The organism is Pseudarthrobacter sp. R1, from assembly GCF_024494415.1.
Taxonomy (GTDB): Bacteria; Actinomycetota; Actinomycetes; order Actinomycetales; family Micrococcaceae; genus Arthrobacter.
The window spans coordinates 863,932-881,692 of the sequence record NZ_JAMKFI010000008.1 but is presented as its reverse complement, the minus strand read 5'-3'; the positions used below and the strand labels follow the sequence as shown (position 1 = coordinate 881,692).

17 protein-coding genes are annotated in these 17,761 nt (G+C 66.7%); 4 read left to right on the top strand and 13 right to left on the bottom strand.

Annotation, left to right across the window (positions count from 1 at the left end):
* Positions 1 to 22 precede the first annotated feature (22 nt).
* Genes M8J71_RS14905 through M8J71_RS14895 form a run of 3 tightly spaced genes read right to left on the bottom strand, consistent with a single transcriptional unit; the run spans position 23 to position 5,250 of the window.
* Positions 23 to 3,097, bottom strand: a complete 3,075-nt coding sequence (locus M8J71_RS14905; RefSeq protein WP_256248613.1) for an AAA family ATPase — start codon at positions 3,095 to 3,097, stop codon at positions 23 to 25.
* Entirely contained in the window at positions 3,094 to 4,284 is a 1,191-nt protein-coding gene (locus tag M8J71_RS14900) for an exonuclease SbcCD subunit D (RefSeq protein ID WP_256248612.1), read from the bottom strand. The genes M8J71_RS14905 and M8J71_RS14900 overlap by 4 nt, the downstream gene beginning before the upstream one ends.
* A 57-nt stretch (positions 4,285 to 4,341) precedes the next feature.
* On the bottom strand, positions 4,342 to 5,250 hold the full coding sequence (locus M8J71_RS14895; RefSeq protein ID WP_256248611.1) for an aquaporin: 909 nt from the start codon (positions 5,248 to 5,250) through the stop codon (positions 4,342 to 4,344).
* Between the two features lie 158 nt (positions 5,251 to 5,408).
* On the opposite strand from M8J71_RS14895, the gene M8J71_RS14890 reads away from it, so the two are divergent.
* Entirely contained in the window at positions 5,409 to 6,497 is a 1,089-nt protein-coding gene (locus tag M8J71_RS14890) for an ADP-ribosylglycohydrolase family protein (protein WP_256248610.1), read from the top strand.
* On the opposite strand, the gene M8J71_RS14885 is transcribed toward M8J71_RS14890, so the two are convergent.
* Together M8J71_RS14885 and M8J71_RS14880 are read right to left on the bottom strand one after the other, a co-directional pair.
* Positions 6,478 to 6,957, bottom strand: coding sequence for a DUF4395 domain-containing protein (locus M8J71_RS14885; protein ID WP_256248609.1), 480 nt, complete (start codon positions 6,955 to 6,957; stop codon positions 6,478 to 6,480). The two genes, M8J71_RS14890 and M8J71_RS14885, sit on opposite strands and share 20 nt — an antisense overlap.
* A 74-nt stretch (positions 6,958 to 7,031) precedes the next feature.
* A complete protein-coding gene (locus tag M8J71_RS14880; RefSeq protein WP_256248608.1) occupies positions 7,032 to 8,042 on the bottom strand; it encodes an exonuclease domain-containing protein in 1,011 nt (336 codons plus the stop codon).
* A 149-nt stretch (positions 8,043 to 8,191) separates the two neighbouring features.
* Here M8J71_RS14880 and M8J71_RS14875 point away from each other — a divergent pair, with 149 nt between their 5' ends.
* Entirely contained in the window at positions 8,192 to 9,052 is an 861-nt protein-coding gene (locus M8J71_RS14875; protein WP_256249004.1) for a DedA family protein, read from the top strand.
* Between the two features lie 106 nt (positions 9,053 to 9,158).
* Here the strand turns inward: M8J71_RS14875 and rdgB are convergent, their stop codons facing one another.
* The 6 genes from rdgB to clpS all read right to left on the bottom strand — a co-directional run bounded on the left by rdgB (position 9,159) and on the right by clpS (position 13,495).
* Positions 9,159 to 9,809, bottom strand: coding sequence for an RdgB/HAM1 family non-canonical purine NTP pyrophosphatase (gene rdgB / locus M8J71_RS14870; RefSeq protein WP_256248607.1), 651 nt, complete (start codon positions 9,807 to 9,809; stop codon positions 9,159 to 9,161).
* A complete protein-coding gene (gene rph, locus M8J71_RS14865; RefSeq protein ID WP_163162542.1) occupies positions 9,806 to 10,564 on the bottom strand; it encodes a ribonuclease PH in 759 nt (252 codons plus the stop codon). Before rph ends, rdgB begins: the two co-directional genes overlap by 4 nt.
* 75 nt (positions 10,565 to 10,639) lie before the next feature.
* Positions 10,640 to 11,437: an MBL fold metallo-hydrolase gene (locus tag M8J71_RS14860; RefSeq protein WP_256248606.1), complete on the bottom strand. Its 798-nt coding sequence runs from the start codon at positions 11,435 to 11,437 to the stop codon at positions 10,640 to 10,642.
* A complete protein-coding gene (gene murI / locus M8J71_RS14855) occupies positions 11,434 to 12,450 on the bottom strand; it encodes a glutamate racemase (protein WP_256248605.1) in 1,017 nt (338 codons plus the stop codon). Before murI ends, M8J71_RS14860 begins: the two co-directional genes overlap by 4 nt.
* Before the next feature lie 102 nt (positions 12,451 to 12,552).
* Positions 12,553 to 13,119 (bottom strand): DUF2017 domain-containing protein, encoded by a 567-nt coding sequence (locus M8J71_RS14850; protein ID WP_256248604.1) that lies wholly within the window; start codon positions 13,117 to 13,119, stop codon positions 12,553 to 12,555.
* Positions 13,112 to 13,495, bottom strand: coding sequence for an ATP-dependent Clp protease adapter ClpS (gene clpS, locus M8J71_RS14845; protein ID WP_163162536.1), 384 nt, complete (start codon positions 13,493 to 13,495; stop codon positions 13,112 to 13,114). Before clpS ends, M8J71_RS14850 begins: the two co-directional genes overlap by 8 nt.
* Before the next feature lie 96 nt (positions 13,496 to 13,591).
* Here clpS and M8J71_RS14840 point away from each other — a divergent pair, with 96 nt between their 5' ends.
* Both M8J71_RS14840 and M8J71_RS14835 read left to right on the top strand, forming a co-directional pair.
* Positions 13,592 to 14,920: a nicotinate phosphoribosyltransferase gene (locus M8J71_RS14840; protein WP_256248603.1), complete on the top strand. Its 1,329-nt coding sequence runs from the start codon at positions 13,592 to 13,594 to the stop codon at positions 14,918 to 14,920.
* A 9-nt stretch (positions 14,921 to 14,929) separates the two neighbouring features.
* The gene (locus M8J71_RS14835; RefSeq protein WP_256248602.1) at positions 14,930 to 15,568 is read left to right on the top strand and encodes an isochorismatase family protein; all 639 of its coding nucleotides are present in this window, start codon (positions 14,930 to 14,932) and stop codon (positions 15,566 to 15,568) included.
* 59 nt (positions 15,569 to 15,627) lie between these two features.
* Here the strand turns inward: M8J71_RS14835 and M8J71_RS14830 are convergent, their stop codons facing one another.
* Positions 15,628 to 17,418: a DEAD/DEAH box helicase gene (locus tag M8J71_RS14830; RefSeq protein ID WP_163162530.1), complete on the bottom strand. Its 1,791-nt coding sequence runs from the start codon at positions 17,416 to 17,418 to the stop codon at positions 15,628 to 15,630.
* The gene (locus M8J71_RS14825) at positions 17,418 to 17,750 is read right to left on the bottom strand and encodes a DUF3039 domain-containing protein (protein ID WP_374114851.1); all 333 of its coding nucleotides are present in this window, start codon (positions 17,748 to 17,750) and stop codon (positions 17,418 to 17,420) included. The genes M8J71_RS14830 and M8J71_RS14825 overlap by 1 nt, the downstream gene beginning before the upstream one ends.
* Positions 17,751 to 17,761 lie beyond the last annotated feature (11 nt).

Sequence of the window (17,761 nt, the reverse complement as noted above, 5' to 3'; positions counted from 1 at the left end):
TATATCCGGCCTTCCCGCTCCCTCAGCTTTGGACGTCCAGGGCTTCCGCTATCCGCAGGGTCGAACCGTTTCGTGTCTTCAGCACCTGAAGCTGCGTTCCAATCCGCTGCTTCATCTCCCCTACGTGGCTGACCAGTCCCACTACCCTGCCACCGTCCCGCAGGCCTTCCAAGGCGTCCATCACCTGTTCGAGGGACTGCTCGTCAAGGCTCCCAAAGCCCTCGTCCACAAAAAGCGTTTCGATCTCGACCCCGCCCGACTCCTGCTGGACAACGTCTGCCAATCCGAGAGCCAGGGAGAGCGACGCCATAAAGGACTCGCCGCCTGACAAGGTGGACGTGTCCCGGCGGTGGCCGGTCCATTGATCCACCACTTCAAGCCCCAGCCCGGACTTCGCACCGCGCGCCGCCTTTGCGTCCGTGTGCTGCAGGAGGTACCGGCCGTCGCTCATGGCCACCAGGCGTTCAGATGCCGCCAGGGCCACCTGCTCCAGCCGCGCTGCCAGTACGTAGCTGTTCAGGCTCATGCGGTAGGTGTTGTCTCCCCTGCCGGCTGCCGCGTCCGCCAGGCCGGAAAGCATGCGGGCACGCTCGGCGGGCCCGCGGGCGGACCCGGCCAATTCCTCATAGCCGGTACGGATGGAGGTCAGCGACTCCAGGCAGCGCCTGGCCAGGCCTGCTGCCAAATCCGCATCACGGGCTTCCTTCAGGGCAGCTGCAGCCCCGGCCTGCAGGGCGGCGAGCTGCTGCTCATCCGGTGCAAGCCCGGCAGCCGCCTCCTCAAGGGCAAGCACAATGTCCTCCGATGCGAACAGCTCCGCCACCCTTGCGGCTTCGTCCTGGGCGGACCGCATGTCGGCTTCCAGGGCAGCAGCTTCACTGGCGGCCAGCAAGTGTTTCCGGGCCTCCTCCGCAGTGGCGAACCCGGCTTCCGGCAACGCCTGCTCCAGCTGTTCCAGTGCCTCCGCGGCCTGGGCTTTCGCAGAGCCCAGCTCGGCCTGGGCGTCAACCGCTTTGCCCAGCATCGCCGCAGCGTTCTCCAGGGCACGCAACCTGTGGGCCAAACTGCGGTGGCCTGCCCTCAGCCCTGCCAATGCGTGGTCCAGGGAGGACGACTGTTCAGCCACATCCGCAAGGGTGGACGCGGCCAGTGCCAACTCTGCCTCGGTGGCGGAGCGGGAAGCCTGTGCCGCCGCAATGTCGGCTTCAAGTGCTTCAAGCCGCGACCGAGCCGCCGCGAGGTCCCTAACTGCCTGTTCAGCGTCGGCCGCGGCGCGGCGCGCTTCCCGGGCCGCGCCGGCGGCCTCCTCCTTGGCTGTTTCTCCACCTTGGCCGGCGAGGACGGCGACCAGCTGGTTGGCCTCGGCCAGCGTGTGGCCGGCCGCTGCATATTCGGCTTCGGCGGCTTCGTGGAGCTGGTGGGCTGTTTCCTCCTCCTGGACCAGTCCTGCACCGCCCTCCTCCGCCGCCGCCGGCATGGGGTGGTCGAGGCTTCCGCATACCGGGCACTGTTCTCCCTCCACCAGCGTGGCAGCAAGCTCTGCTGCGGCATTGGCCAGCCGCTGCTCCCTCACGTCAAGCCAGCGCCGTTTGGTTTCCAGCTGGTTCTCCCGGGCGGCGTCGTGTTCCAGCTTCGCCGCGTCGCGGACGGTCGCGGCCGCAGCGTAGCGCCGGACCACATCCAGCAACTCCTCGGCCGCCGTTGCTTCCTTCGCGCGCAGGGCCGCCACTCCGGCCCGCACTTCCAATGGCCCCAGCCCGTCGGTGAGGCGGGACCGTTCGTCGGCGAGGTTCTCCACACGTGCGGCCAGTGCGGCACCGGCTTCGGTAAGGTCCTGCTGTTTGGCCACCAGCTGCTGGTGTTTCGACCGGAGCGCTTTGAACCGGTCTTCGTCCGGAAGCCTGGCTTCGACCACCGCCAGCAGGGACCGGATCCGGTTCAATTCGTCAGCTGCGCCGGGAACCGCCGCGGGCCCGGAGAGGTCCAGTGCGTCGTCTGCCGGGAAGCCGAGGTCCAACTGGGCGAGTTCAGGGTCTTCGTCCGCGGCCAGGCGAAGCAACGTAAAAGCCGACTCCATGGCGTCGGCAGCGCGCCGGACTTTGACCGCTCCCGCGTCCACGCTGCGCAGTTGACCGGCGAGTACCTCTGCCTGCCGGTGCCGGCCGAGCCGGAGTTTCAGGCTCTCCAGCCGCGGCACGGCGTCCTGCACGGCTGCCTGCCGGGCCGTCGCTTCCTCCAGCCTGCGGTGCCGGTCCCGGCGTGCGGTCTCGGCGGCAACCTTCCTGGCACGTTCATGGCTTGCCGATTCCGCTGTTTGCGCCTGGTCAGCCAGTTCGCGCAACCGTTGTGCGGCGGCATCCTTCAGCCAGTCAAATCTTGCAGCGGGGTTGTCCGTGGCCTGGCCATCGGCCTCGTCAAGCTGCAAGGTTGCCGCTTCGGATTCTGCCCGGGCCGCCAGGAGCTCAAGCCGGCCGGCAAGGACAGACACTTGCTCCTTTGCCGCCTGCGCCTGGCGGAACAGCTCCTGTTCAACCGCTTCGAACCGTTCAGTGCCAAAAAGCTTTTGCAACAGCTCCAGCCGGTCAGTGGCCTTCGACCGCAGGAAAGCCGCAAAATCACCCTGCGGCAACATCACCACCCGGGTAAATTGCTCACGGTCCATTCCCAGCAGGGCGAGTATCTCGGCCCCTGCCTCGTCATTCCGTGCCGATTTTTCGATCCACGTGCCGTCCACGCGTTCCCGCAGAAGGGTCTTGGCCTGCTGGGTGGTGAACCCGTTCCTGCCCCTGGCGCTCGGCTTTTCCCAGGCAGGCGAACGCGTTACCTCGAAGCGGCGGCCCTGCGCGGAAAATTCGCAGCTGACGGCGGGTTCCTGGCCGGGCTCTGCGTGGTCGCTGCGCAGGCGTTTGCCGTCCTGGCGTGCTCCCGGCACCGACCCGTACAAGGCGAAGCAGATGGCGTCCAGCACACTTGTTTTTCCCGCACCGGTGGGGCCATTGAGCAGGAAAAGGCCGTGCGCGCTCAGCCTGTCGAAGTCGACCTCCTCGGTGCCGGCAAAGGGACCGAAGCCGGAGATGCGGAGATGGTGGATCCTCAACGCGAAACCTCCTGGAGCCGGACGTTTTCCAGGGCGCCCGCGAGCGCGGCCTTTTCGGCGTCGTCCGGGACGCGTCCGCGCACGTGCTCCAGGAAGCCGCAGCATACACCGAGGTCATCGGGGGCTTCCGCGAGCCTGCTGCTGTACGTTGCTGGGGCGGCGCCAGGTCCGCCCTCAGGATCAAACCCCAGCACCAGGGTGTCGGGGAACCGTGAACGAAGACGTTCCATGGCGCGGGCAGGACGCTGGGCGTCCGTCAGGGTCACCTGGCAGTAGGCGGTTTCGGCCCACGAGTGTTCTGGCGACTCGAGCAGTTCGGCCAAGGGGCCACGCAACACTGCAAGCGTTCGCGGGGCATCCCACAGGACTTCCTGGACACCGGCCACGCCGTCGGCATCGATGTCGATGAGCCATGCCCCCTTCTGGTGGGAGGCTTCGGAGAAGGAGTACGCGAGCGGGGATCCGGAGTACCTGACGTGGGGCGACAGGGACTGCCGCCCGTGCAGGTGGCCCAGGGCGGTGTAGCTGAAGCCGTCAAAGAGGTCCAGCGGGACGGCGCCCACCCCGCCGATGCTGAGGTCGCGTTCGCTGTCTGAGCTGATGCCGCCGCTGGCAAACGTATGGGCGAGCACTACGGAGTGGACTGTTTGCGACACGGAGCGGCGCTCGATGTCCTCGCGGATGCGTTCCGTAGCCGCGCGGGTTACCTCGAAGTGGCTGGCGGCCTGGACGCCCAACTGTTCCGCCACGAGCCGTGGTTCGAGCCAGGGTACGCCGTAGATGGCCACTACCGCTTCACCTGCAGATGCTTCCCCGGCAGACGCTGCGCCCGCTGGCAGCAGCAGGGGCTGGTCAAGGCTCTCCAGCCTGGTCCGCAGATGCACTCCCCCGCGCTCCAGCAGGCGCGAGGCGAAGCCCAGGCGGATGGCGGAATCGTGGTTGCCGCTGGTGAGCACCACCTGGGCTCCCGCCGACGTCAGCCGGACCAGGGCGTCGTCAAGCAGGTGGACCACATCCACACCGGGCAGGGCGCGGTCGTAGACGTCCCCGGCGATCAGCACAACGTCCACAGCATGCCGGGTGACGGCGTCCACCAGCTGGTCGACGAAGGCCCGCTGCGCATCCAGCATGCCGACGCCGTGGAAGGACCGCCCCAAATGCCAGTCCGATGTGTGAAGTAACCTCATGTTTCTAAGCTAGCGGCTGCCACTGACACTTCCGGAAATGGCTCACAGGTGCCGCGATCAACCACGCTTGCCCTCGAAGAACTCCTGCGCTTCGCTGGCTGCACCCGCCGTGTCCTTTCGGGTGGTTGGGTCCTCTCCGGCTTCAGGCTCATGGGCTGCGCTGCCGGTTCCTTCCGCGGCGGTCACTCCGGCTTCCGCCCCCGCGGAGGGGGAACTATTGCCAAAAGTCCTGAACACGAGCCCGGCCACGGCAGCGCCCACCAGCGGAGCGGCCACAAACACCCAGACCTGTTCAAGCGCCCACGCCGAGCTGAAGAGTGCAGATGCAACGGCCCGGGCGGGGTTGAAAGGCAGGTTCCCAACGGACTGGCCAAGCTGCAGGAGAACGGCAAAGGACAGCCCCACCGAGACTGCGGCGGTGGAGCGGCTGGTGTTGTCCCTGCCGGCCGTACCCAGGAAAACGGCCACAATGATTGCGGCTCCGATCATTTCCAGGAGGAGCACTGCCGCCAGCGGCGCCTGGATGATGGAGTGTTCGCCAAAACCGGCCGTTACCGTGTCGTACGCCGTCCGGCTGTCCGCAATCCCCGGCAGCGTGCGCAGGATCCCGTAGAGGGCCAGTGCCCCCGCCAGACCGCCGGCCAACTGTGCCCCGGCATAGGCGGCAGCCGCGCCTGCACGTATCCGGCCGGCGAGGAGATGGCCGGCCGTGACGGCAGGGTTGAAATGGCCGCCCGAAACGTGTCCAAAAGCGAGCATGGCGGCGGTAACCGCGAGGCCGGCGGCAAGGGCGGCAGGCAACGGGCTGGACTGTGGAATGCTGAACAGCGGCACGCCGAGACCGGCCACTGCCAGGAAGAAGCTGCCGAACGCCTCGGCGGTCAACCGGGGCAGGAGCCCTGGCCGGGCTGCTTCAGATCCGGACGGCTGCAGTGCGTCGTGACGGGCCGGGGCAGGGGTGCTCATGGTGACGACCTTCAGGTAGGCGGACGGGGATTGCTCTCGGGCAACCCGGGCATTATTCCAGCGCAGGCTGTGGGTTCGCTGGACAGGAAGTTTGAGAGGGTGGCAGCTCGCGCCGGCACGCGTCAAAAGGCCCCGGCACACCACGGTAAATTTACTGCATGAGCATCGAGCCGGACACTTCCACACCCTCCCTCAAGTCCCGCATCCATGGCTGCCTGCTGGGCGGCGCACTTGGCGACTCCCTGGGCTACGCAGTGGAGTTCGACTCGATCGACCGGATCCGTGCCCGATTCGGTGCAGCCGGTGTGACCGGCTTCGAGGCCCTGGCAGGAACGAGCCACTTCTCCGACGACACCCAGATGACGCTTTACACCGTGGACGGCCTCGTGGAGGCGCTGGAATGGGCGAACTCGGGGGTGGGCGCGGACGTCAACGCCTGCCTGTGGCTCGCATACCTGCGCTGGCTCGCAACGCAGGGCGAAGCGGCCCCGGCATCGGCCCCGGCGCCCCAGCCCCGCTGGATCGATGCGCAGCCGGTCCTGCATCAGCGGCGGCATCCCGGCAAGGCCTGCATTTCCGGCCTGGCGACGGGCGAAATGGGCACCTCGGTCCGGCCGGTGAACCCTGAGTCGAAGGGGTGCGGGACAGTGATGCGGTCCGCCCCGTTCGGGCTGATCCCGCACATTACGCCCGACGCCGTCTATAAGTTGAGTTCCGACGCCGCCTCCCTGACGCACGGCCATCCGTCAGCGCGCCAGAGCGCCGGAACCTTCAGCCTGCTGATCCATCGGCTCGTGGCCGGTGACGGGTTGCGCGAAGCGGCCGCCGAAGCCCTCGCCCACGCCACCGGCTTCGAAGGGGTGGCTCCAGAACTGCCCGACCGGCTGGAGGGCGCACTCCGGCTGGCCGGCAAGGGCATCGTGACGCCGGAGGAACTTGTCCAGGCACTTGGCGAGGGATGGGTGGCTGAGGAAGCACTCGCCGTCGCGCTTTACGCTGCCCTGGCTACCCTTCCCGACGCCGGCGCAACCGATCCCGACCCGGCGCAACACTTCCGCGAGGCCGTGGCCCTGGCCGTCAACCACAGCGGCGACAGTGATTCCACTGGCGCACTGACAGGGAACATCCTCGGGGCCTTCTACGGCGAGGACTGCCTGCCCGGCGAATGGCTTGCAGCCCTGGAGGCACCGGAAGTCATCCGCGGCATGGCCGACCAGCTCGTGGCGGTTACGTCCGCCGAAGGCTGACGTTGTTGCAGGCCTCGCAGACATCTTCCGGTATCAGGCCGTGCCGCTGCAGGAATCCGAAGATCACACAGCCAAGGCAAAAGCCGGCAAACGCTTCCAGTGACGCCGCAACGATGAGGATTCCCAGCACGGTCCAGGCGGCCGGAGCCGCGCCCGCAACGAACAGGACGAGGGCCACAGTGGAAACCACGGCTCCCATGCCCTGCGCAAAGCGTTTGGGCGGCCCCGGAACCAGCCTGACCCGGCCCAGCCGGGGCGTGATGACTTTGACGGAGAGCAGGGCCAGCGGTGAGATCCGGGGGCCGAAGAGCAACCTGAGCCAAAACCCGACGGCGATGGCCAGCAGTCCCCATCCCGACCCGGCGGCTGCGGTAACCAGGGCCAGCAGCACAACCAGCCCTGCCGTCACCCGGGCGGCATACTCGTTGACGGGGTTGGGGAAGGCAAACAGCGGGCGCATGAGCCAAGGTTAGGTGGAGGCGGCGCCGGGAGGCAGAATTATTGCGCCGCGTGAACCTGCACGGCGCGCAGGCCTTAGGCGCTGACAGCGGCAGCGGCGAAGCTGCCCACCATCTGCAGGAACTCCCCCTCCGACAGGACCTCGATAGCCTGGCCGCGCTCATGGAGCTCCAGCACACGCCGGGCTTTTCCCGTGAGCCTGCCGGAGCGGAGGTCGGAGGCCACAAAGCCGTCCCCCACCACCAGGACGGTGGTGCGTCCGGTGACCCTGCTTTCGGGCCGGGCACCGACCTCCGCCGACCGCAGCTTCGCTTCCGGCCGGGCCATGGAGAGCTGTCCCGTAAAAACAACCGTCTGGCCGTACAGCGGGTGGCCGGGGTGGGCATCGGGGTTGGGGTCCGGGTTAACCCCCTCCTCCGGCCAGCCTGACTGGAACGGCCTGACCAGCGCCGCTCCGCCCGCGGCACTGGTGACCGCAGCCAGGCTCGGCTTGGACAACCCGTCCCGTGCCGGATCGAAGGCCTCCTGGCGCGGCATCACGAGCCCCAGGGAAAGATAGAGCTCAGCGATGCTGTTGGCTCCGTTGCGGCCGGCGATGTCGATCAGGATGCCTGCGCAGGCACGCGCGTCTTCGGCGGCGTCGTGGTGCTTGACCAGGGGCACGCCGGCTTCCTCGGCGGCAAACGGCAGGGAGTTCGACACCAGCGAATAGCACCGGCGGGAAAGCATCACCGTGCAGACGTAGTCGTAGGCCGGGCCGGCCAGTCCTGAGACCTCGAGTCCGGAGCGGATGACGCCCAGGTCAAACGCGGCATTGTGCGCGGCGAGGATGTCATCGCCGATGAAGGCGCCAATCTCGGGGAAAAGCTCCCCGAAGCGCGGCCTTCCGGCAACATCCCGGGCAGTGATGCCGTGAATACGCACGTTGTGGTATTCAAAGTGGTCATGGTTGGCCGGCGGCCGCATCAGCCACGAAGCTTCCTCGACAACCCTCCCGCCCCGGACCTTCGTCAGTCCTACGGCACAGGGCGAGCCCCGGAATCCGTTCGCTGTTTCGAAGTCGATCGCCGTAAAGTCCAAACCCACGGGCCAACCTTACCTCCGGGGACCATCCTTCCCGTGTCAGCCGTGCGGCCCTGTCGTGGATATCACCCCTGCCGGATGGGGCGGGAAACCCCGCAGCGGCCGGGGCCTGAGGGTGCGTCAAGTACCCTTGAGTGGTGAACTTTCCTGTGATGAACGACTTCGCTGTGTCCATGCTGGGTGGTGCGGGACCGGTGCAGCCACAGCTGGCATCCTTCCTGCCCGACTGGCTGAACCCCCAGGTCTTCCTGGCCGATCCTGCCCTGGCACCCTGGGTGGTCCTGCTGGTGTGCGGCATCGTCTTCGCGGAAACCGGCCTGCTGGTGGGCTTCTTCCTGCCGGGAGACTCCATGCTTTTCACCGCAGGCCTGCTGGTGGCCACGGGCACCATCAAGTTCAACGTGTGGCTTTTTGCGCTGTTGATCATGGTGTCGGCCATTATCGGAAACCAGACCGGTTACCTGATTGGTTCCAAAGCCGGCCCGGCCATTTTCAACAAGCCCAACTCCCGCCTCTTCAAGCGTGAGAACGTTGAGAACGCCCATGCGTTCTTCGAAAAGCATGGCGGCAAGGCGCTGATCCTGGCCCGCTTCGTCCCGATCATCAGGACCTTCGTCCCCGTCATCGTCGGCGTCGCCCAGATGAACAAAAAGAAGTTCTTCCTCTTCAACGTGATCGGCGCTGTGCTCTGGGGCGGCGGCGTGACGCTCCTGGGTTACCTGCTGGGTGACCGTATCCCCTGGGTCCGCGAAAACCTGGACATCATCTTCATTGCCATCGTCCTGGTTTCGGTCCTGCCCATCGGCGTCGAAGTCCTCCGCGGCGTGTCGGCAAAGCGCCAGGCGAAGGCCTACGGCACCGACCCGGTGGATGAGTTCATCGAAGAGCATGCCCCCGAAAACGAGCACAAGACACCGCGCGATATCCACGAGGGCGTCCGCGTCGAGGAACATGCCCCCGGGAACGAGCACAAGGCACCGCGGGATATTGCTGAGGGAACCCGCCCAGACTAGGTTGCCTGGCGCTGTCCGTGCCGGAGGCAAGATCCCTTCACCGTCAAACAGCTGTGCTCCCCGTTCCGGCGGGGAGCACAGCTGTTTAAGAACGGCCAGGGGGCGGTTACCGGTCCCGCAGGGCCTCGACGACGGCCGGCAGGAGCGCACGAAAGGCCTTGCCGCGGTGGCTGATGGCATTCTTCTCGTCGGCGGTCAGCTCCGCACAGCTGCGCTTTTCCCCCGCCGGCTGCAGGACGGGGTCGTAGCCGAACCCGCCGTCGCCGCGCGGTTCACGCAGCAGGACGCCCTCCAGCTGGCCATATTCCACCACTTCGCGCCCGGGTCCGTGGTCCGATCCGGGTACTGCCAGCGCGGCCGCGCAAACGAAAGCCGCGCCCCGGTGGGGGTCCGGCACGTCGGAAAGCTGGTTGAGCAGGAGCCGCAGGTTCGCTTCGTCGTCGCCGTGGCTGCCGGCCCACCGCGCCGAGAAGATGCCCGGCGCCCCGCCCATCACGTCCACGGCAAGGCCGGAGTCATCGGCGATGGCCACAAGGCCCGTTGCTTCGGCGACAGCGCGCGCCTTCAGCAGGGAATTTTCGGCGAAGGTAACACCGGTTTCGGCGACGTCCGGGGCCCCTGCCGCCGCAGCATCCACTACCTGCGTGTCGACGTCGAGCCCCGGCACCTGCCCCCGCAGCAGTTCGCGAAGCTCCCGGAGTTTGCCTTTGTTATGGGTGGCAAGCACCAGGCGCGGGGCGGCGGGCGCTGCGCTCACAGCGTATCTGCCAGGGTTTCGCGCTGGATTGCGGCGAGCTGGGTGGTGCCCAGCAGGGCAAGGTCCAGGAGTTGGTCCAGTTCGGCGCGGTCGAAGGGCGCACCTTCGGCGGTTCCCTGCACTTCGACGAACTTGCCGGAGCCGGTGACCACCACGTTCATGTCGGTCTCCGCCCGGACGTCCTCAACGTACGGCAGGTCCAGCATGGGAACGCCGTCGATGATGCCCACCGACACCGCAGCAATGGTGTCGATGAGGGGCTGGGCGTTCTTCGCGATCAGCTTGTTGTCACGGGCAAACCTGATGGAGTCAGCGAGCGCAACATAGGCCCCCGTGATGGCTGCGGTCCGGGTTCCGCCGTCTGCCTGAAGGACGTCGCAGTCCAACACGATGGTGTTTTCACCCAGGGCCTTGGTGTCGATGATGGAACGCAGGGAACGGCCGATGAGCCGGGAGATCTCGTGGGTGCGGCCGCCGATTTTGCCCTTGACCGATTCGCGGTCGGAACGGGTGTTCGTGGCCCTGGGCAGCATGGCGTACTCGGCCGTCACCCAGCCGCGGCCCTCACCCTTCAGCCAGCGCGGGACTCCCGGGGTGAGGGAAGCGGTGCACAGGACCCTGGTGTTGCCGAACTCGATCAGGGCCGATCCTTCAGCCTGGTTGGACCATCCGCGTGTGATGCTGATGGGCCGGAGCTGGTCCGGGGCGCGGCCGTCGGCGCGCACAATGGGCACTGCAGTTGCTTCAGAAGTCATGCCTTTAGCTTATCCACTGCGGGCCGCTGCCGGATTCCAGTCGCCGCTGAACGGGCGCCGCTGAACCAGTGCCCCCTAGATGGTGTAGTGGACGCCGGCCACTGCCACGGCGACGTCGCCGCCGAAGACCGGACGGGCCTCGGCCATCACGGTGGTCTGCGAGGTCCACACCGGAATGTGCGTCAGCAGGAGCCGGCGGGCGCCGGCAGCGGCTGCGGCCTCCCCCGCACGCTTGCCGGTCAGGTGGACATCCTTGATGCCGTCGTCACGGCCTTCCTCGAACGCCGCCTCGCAGAGGAACAGGTCGGCATCCTTGGCAGCTTCCTCCAGCCCCGCGCAGGAGTCGGTGTCACCGGAGTAGGTCAGGGTCCGGGAGACGTTGTTGCCGTCCTTGTCCGGCTCCACCACTTCCACGCGCAGGGCGTAGCACTCCTCGATGGGGTGGTTGACGGCGAAGGGAGTCACGGTAAACGGGCCAACGGTCACCGCAACACGTTCGGCCCAGTTGGTGAAGTCGAACTCCTCATGCATCCCCGGGTCCAGCTCCAGGCCGTAGGCGGTGGCCATCCGGTCTGCCGTGGCGGCCGGTCCCCAGACCGGAATCCGCCCGCGGCCCCAGCCGCCCGGCTTCCATCGGACAGCCACGTGCAGGCCGCACAGGTCCATGCAGTGGTCCGGGTGGAGGTGGGTGAGGAAGATCGCGTCGATGTCCTCAAGGTCGGTGTAGCGCTGGATGGCACCCAGCGCACCGCTGCCCAGGTCCATCACCACTTTCCAGGTCCGCTCGCCGTCGTTCGCCGTCAGGAGGTAGCACGACGCCGGGGAGCCGGGGCCGGGGAAGGATCCGGTACAGCCTACGATGGTGAGCTTCACTGGCCGGTGCCTCCGGTTACGGAGCTGCCCACGAAGTTGGATGTCCGGGGGCGGCTGCGGGCACCTTGCGCGGCAGCAATCATCTCCGGTGTGATGCGGGCCAGGCTGCCGGTGGGGTACTGGGCGGACACGTGGTCAACGTGGCGGACAGAGAGTACTTCGGGTCCCAGGAACCTGCGCGCCAGTGCCTCGAACTGGCCTGCGTCCCCGGTTGCCACGAAGTGGTGTTCCGGCGGCGCGGCGTCGGTGCGCTGCAGGTTGTGGGTGGCCAGGGCGCGGTACACATCCTTGGCGGTTTCCTCCGCACTGGACACCAGGGTTACGTCCGCTCCCATCACGTAGGAGATGACGCCGGTGAGCAGCGGGTAGTGCGTGCAGCCCAGGACCACGGTATCCACGCCGGCAGCCTTCAGCGGGGCGAGGTACTCCTCTGCGACAGCGAGCAGGGCCGGGCCGGTAGTGATCCCGGCTTCCACGTAGCTGACGAACTCGGGGCACGCTACCGAGGTGATATCCAGGTCCGGGGCGGCGGCAAAGGTGTCCTCGTAGGCCCGGGAGCCCACCGTGGCGGAGGTGCCAATCACGCCCACCCTTCCGCTGCGGGTGGCGGCAACGGCACGGCGCACCGCGGGCTGGATGACCTCGATGACGGGGATGCCGTACCTGGCGGTGTACCGTTCCCTGGCATCGCGCAGCACAGCGGCCGACGCCGAGTTGCAGGCTATGGTGAGCAGCTTGACGCCGGAGTCCACCAGTTCGTCCATCACGCCCAGGGCGTTGGCCCGGACTTCTGCGATGGGCAGGGGGCCGTACGGTCCGTGTGCGGTGTCCCCTACGTAGAGGATGGACTCGTTGGGAAGCTGGTCGATGATGGAGCGTGCCACCGTCAACCCGCCTACGCCGGAATCGAAGACACCGACGGGCCGTGATTCCACGGCGGCGGCCGGGAGGTCGCTGGCTTCGGGTTCCGCTGCAGCGCCTGCTGCCGGATCCATGCTCGAGGCTGTTGTCATGATTATTCGAGGATAGGTCTTCCCCGCAGCGTCAGGCACCATCTTGTGGCCTGTGACTCATGTCTAATGTGTCACAGGGCCGCGACGGGAACACCTGGCCGGTCAACGGTGCGTGTCCAGGGACTGCAGCATGGCCTGGACAAGCGACTCCTGCAGCCAGGTGGCGAAGTTGTAGACCAGGGCCAGGTAGCTTTCCACGTCCTCGGCCTGGGACCAGTCCTGCATCAGGTGGACGTGCTCGGCGTCCTCCTCGTCCTGGATGTCCAGCCGTTCGGCCAGCACAAGCCGGACGTCGTTCAGGGCCATGGACCAGTGCCGCGCCCCGTCAGGGCTGAGCACGATCTCGTCCTTGTCCAGGTCAAGGGCCGCCGCACGGAGCGCGCCGATCTTTGTTTCCCTGAGCGAACGCTCGGTGAGCTGGCGGAACTCAAGGGACGCGGCGCCGTCGTCCTTCATCACGTTGGGCAGCAGCCGCTTCACGGCCCGGTCCGAAGGCTCGGCAACGTCCATGTCCAGGCCGATCAGTGCAGCCAGCGGATCCTGCCCCTTGCGCTCCTCCGGCTGGAGCATGGAAATGACGTCGTCGATGAGGCTGCGCAGCAGTTCCCGTTCGGCCGGCTCCAGGTAGCCGGTGATGCCTTTGAGTCCGTACTTGAACGCCTTAGCCACGTTTCCCCTTACCCTGGCCCGGCCCGCCGGACTTGCCTGAATTGCCGCCGGACCCGCCGCTGGCCTTCTCCACCGTTGCCCACAGCCCAAAGCCGTGCATGGCGACGGCATGGCGCTCCACCTGTTCCTTGCTGCCTGAGGCGACAATGGAGCGGCCCTTTTTGTGGACCTCCATCATGAGCTTGTTGGCTTTGCTTTCCGGATAGCCAAAGTAGCTCTGGAACACGTAGCTGACGTAGCTCATCAGATTAACGGGGTCGTTCCAGATCACCAGGTTCCAGGGGATGTCCGGTGCGGCGAGGAAGTCGGTTGACTCCGCTGTGCCGGTCCGGGTGCCCTCTTGCGTATCAGGGCCGAGCGCAACGCTTAAGGTCATCTGTCCATTCTATGGGGAGGACGGGCCCACGCCGGTGAGGGCCCCGCGGCGAAGCGAAGCAAGACGCGGGAGCCGGTGGGGACTAGAGTGACTTTCGTGAGCACCTCAGCCGGCTGGGACCATCCCCGCACGTCCTTTTACACTGACCACTATGAGCTGACCATGCTGCAGGCGTCCCTTCATTCAGGCGCCGCGCACCGCAAGTCCGTCTTCGAGGCCTTCGCCCGGCGGCTGCCGGACGGCCGGCGCTACGGCATTGTGGCAGGCACCGGCCGGCTGCTGGAAGGCATCGCAAATTTCCGCTTTGGAGACGCCGAGCTCGACTTCCTGGCCCGCACCAAGGTGGTCAATGAACAAACGCTGGAGTACCTGGCGTCCTACCGTTTCTCCGGTGACATCTGGGGCTATCCGGAGGGTGAAGCGTACTTCCCGAACTCCCCCATCCTGATCGTCGAGGCCACCTTCGCCGAAGCATGCATGCTGGAGACGTACCTGCTGTCCGTGCTGAACCACGACAGTGCCATCGCCTCCGCCGCGTCCCGGATGATCAGCGCCGCCGGCGGCCGCCCCTGCATTGAGATGGGCTCCCGACGCACCCACGAGGAAGCGGCGACCGCCTCCGCCAGGGCAGCCATCATTGCCGGCTTCGACAGCACCTCGAACCTGGAGGCGGGCATCCGCTACGGAATCAAGACGGTGGGCACCGCCGCCCACTCCTTCACCCTCCTGCATGACACGGAGCGGGAGGCCTTCGAGGCCCAGATTGCATCCCTGGGCGAGGGCACGTCCCTGCTCGTGGACACGTACGACGTCGAAACGGCCGTGCGCACGGCTGTGGACCTTGCGGGCCCGCGGCTTGGGGCGGTCCGGCTGGATTCCGGTGATCTAGTGGCCCAGGCCCAATGGGTCCGCCAGCTCCTGGACAACCTCGGCAACGAAAACACCAAGATCGTGGTCACGTCAGACCTGGACGAGTTCGCCATCGCCGCCCTGCAGTCCGCCCCCGTGGATTCCTACGGGGTGGGCACCTCGCTCGTCACCGGGTCCGGCGCCCCGACTGCCAGCATGGTCTACAAGCTGGTGAGCCGTACGGACGACGACGGGGACTTCGTCTCCGTAGCCAAAGCCGCCAAGAACAAGGGCAGCGTGGGCGGGCGCAAGTACGCTCTGCGGAAACTGGACGAACGCGGCATTGCCACTGCCGAGGTAGTAGGAGTTGGCCACCGGCCTGACGATGACGGCAATGACCGTCCGCTGCTGCAGCAGTTTATGAAGAACGGTGAACTGATGCCTGGATGGACCGGCCATGAAGGCGTGCTCCGGGCACGCCGGCGCCACGCCGAGTCCATGGCAGAGCTGCCGGCCGTAGTCAACCGCCTCCAGCGCGGCGAAGCAGCCATCCCCACTCTCTATGAAGAAAACTGAGGAGAACTGATGTCCCGCGCCCTGATCATCGTTGACGTCCAGAACGATTTTTGCGAAGGCGGTTCGCTCGCCGTGGCCGGCGGTGCAGCGGTGGCCGGTGCCATCAGCGAATACGTGGATGCCCACCACAGCGAGTTCGACCACATTGTGGCCACCCAGGACTGGCATATCAACCCCGGAGACCACTTCTCCGAGACCCCTGATTTCATCGACAGCTGGCCGCCGCACTGCGTGGCGGGAACCCGCGGCGCGGAGCTCCATCCGGACCTGGACACCGAGTACATCGACGCCTATTTCCAGAAGGGGCAGTTTGCTGCCGCCTACTCCGGCTTCGAAGGACTGCAGGCGCCGGAAGACGCCGTGCCCACCGGCGAACGGCAACCCGGCGCACTGCCTGGCGCCGGCGACGCGGACAGGTATGCCGCCGCCGAAGATGCCATCGGCCTGGACGACTGGCTGCAGAGCAACGACGTCGAGGAAGTGGTGGTGGTGGGTATCGCCACCGACTACTGCGTCAAGGCGACGTCCCTTGACGCAGTGCAGGCTGGCTACTCCGTGACGGTCATCCGGTCCCTCACGGCAGGGATCGCGGAGGACCTCGAGGAAGCCGTCACCGAGATGGAGCTTGGCGGGGTCGACGTCGCCTGATAGCGGTAACTGCGAAAGCGGCCCGGTGCACTGCACCGGGCCGCTTTTGCACATGACTGCTATTTCCTGCCGATGAACCAGTCCTGAAGCTTCCGCAGGCGGGATTGCAGCTGTTCCTCGTTGGCCTGGGCCACGGGCGGACCGCCGCAGACAGTCCGCAGCTTGGTGTGGACCACGCCGTGGGGTGTGCCGGTCCGCGCCGACCACGCAGCCACGTTTTTGGCCAGTTCGTTCCGAAGATCCATGAGCAGGCGGTGGTCCGGGACGGCCGGTGCCGCGGGTTCCGTTCCGACCGCTGACGCGGACGACTTCCGGTTCTTCCGGTTGAGCTGCTCGTGCTGGCGCTGGCGAAGCAGCGTGCCCACCTGTTCGGCATCCAGCAATCCGGGGATGCCCAGGAAGTCCATCTCATCGTCTGAGCCCACCTCACCCCCGGTGCCGAACTCGCCGCCGTCGAACAGGACCCGGTCAAAGGACGCCTGGGAGTCCAGGGCCTCAAACTTGCCCTTCGTCAGGCTGTCCGAGGCCTTGTCCTCGCGGTTGGCTTCGGCCATCAGCGAGTCTTCGGGGTTGAAGAGCCCGTCCCCGTCCTCCTTCTCCGGCCGGTCCAGGGCGTGGTCCCGTTCGGCCTCCATGGAGTTGGCCAGGGCCATCAGCTGGGGAACGGACGGCAGGAAGACCGACGCCGTCTCCCCCCGCTTGCGGGCACGGACAAAGCGCCCCACCGCCTGGGCGAAAAACAGCGGGGTCGAGGTTGACGTGGCATACACGCCGACGGAAAGCCGGGGTACGTCCACTCCTTCGGACACCATGCGGACCGCCACCATCCAGCGCCTGTCGCTTGCGGTGAACTCTTCGATCTTGCTGGACGCCTTCGCATCATCGGAAAGGATGACAGTGGGTGACTCCCCCGTAATCCTCTTCAGCTGTCCGGCGTACGCCCGGGCGTCCTCATGGTCCGTGGCAATCACCAGTCCGCCGGCATCGGGAACCGTGCGGCGCACCTCGCTCAGCCGCTTGTCCGCCCCTGCCAGCACGGCGGGAATCCATTCGCCCGCCGGGTTCAGAGCCGTGCGCCAGGCGTGCGAGGTAATGTCCTTGGTCACCGCGGCTTCACCAAGTGAAGCGGCCATTTCCTCGCCCGCGCTGGTCCGCCAGCGCATCTGACCGGAATAGGCCATAAACATCACCGGCCGGACCACGTGGTCCCGCAGTGCGTTGCCGTAGCCATAGGTGTAGTCCGCCTTGGACCGCCGGATCCCGTCCCGGTCCTCGGCATACTCCACGAACGGAATAGGTGAGGTGTCCGAACGGAAGGGGGTACCGGTCAGGGAAAGCCGGCGCGCGGCGGGGTCGAAGGCTTCACGCAGTCCGTCACCCCAGGAGAGCGCCTCGCCACCGTGGTGGATCTCATCCAGGATCACCAGCGTCCGCGCGGCCTCGGTTTTGGCCCGGTGCAGCATGGGTTTGCTGGCCACCTGCGCGTACGTGACGGCGACTCCGATGAAGCCGCGGCCATGCTGGCCGTCGGAGTTCTTGAAGTTGGGGTCGATGGCAATGCCCACCCTGGCCGCCGCATCAGCCCACTGGCGCTTCAGGTGGTCCGTGGGCGCCACGATGGTCACGCGGTTGACGGTGCCGGACTCGATGAGCATGGACGCCACGCGGAGCGCGAAGGTGGTTTTACCGGCGCCGGGCGTAGCCACGGCCAGGAAGTCCCGGGGACTTGTCCTCAGGTAGAGGTCCAGGGCTTCCTGCTGCCAGGCACGGAGTTTCGGGGCGGTTCCCCAGGCTGCACGTTCCGGATAAGCCGGAGGCAGGGTGGGGCCGCCAAAGAGCGTCTCCGTCACTACTTGTTGTTGCCTGAGTCCCCTCCGGGACCCTTGCCGCCGTCGTTGCCCGGGCGGAGGCCGTCATAGACCTCTTTGCACATCGGGCACACCGGGAACTTCTGCGGATCCCGGCCGGGCGTCCAGACCTTGCCGCACAGGGCGATGACGGGGTCCCCGGTCAGCGCCGACTCCATGATCTTTTCCTTGCGCACGTAGTGCGAAAAGCGCTCCCGGTCTCCGGGCTCCACCTCCTGGCGCAGTTCCTCGCGCTCAATGGTGGCCGTGGACGATCCAGCCCCGGAAAGCTCACGCATCGGGTCGTTGTCGAGAGGGTCCGTCATGCTAGTCATGCGATCCATCT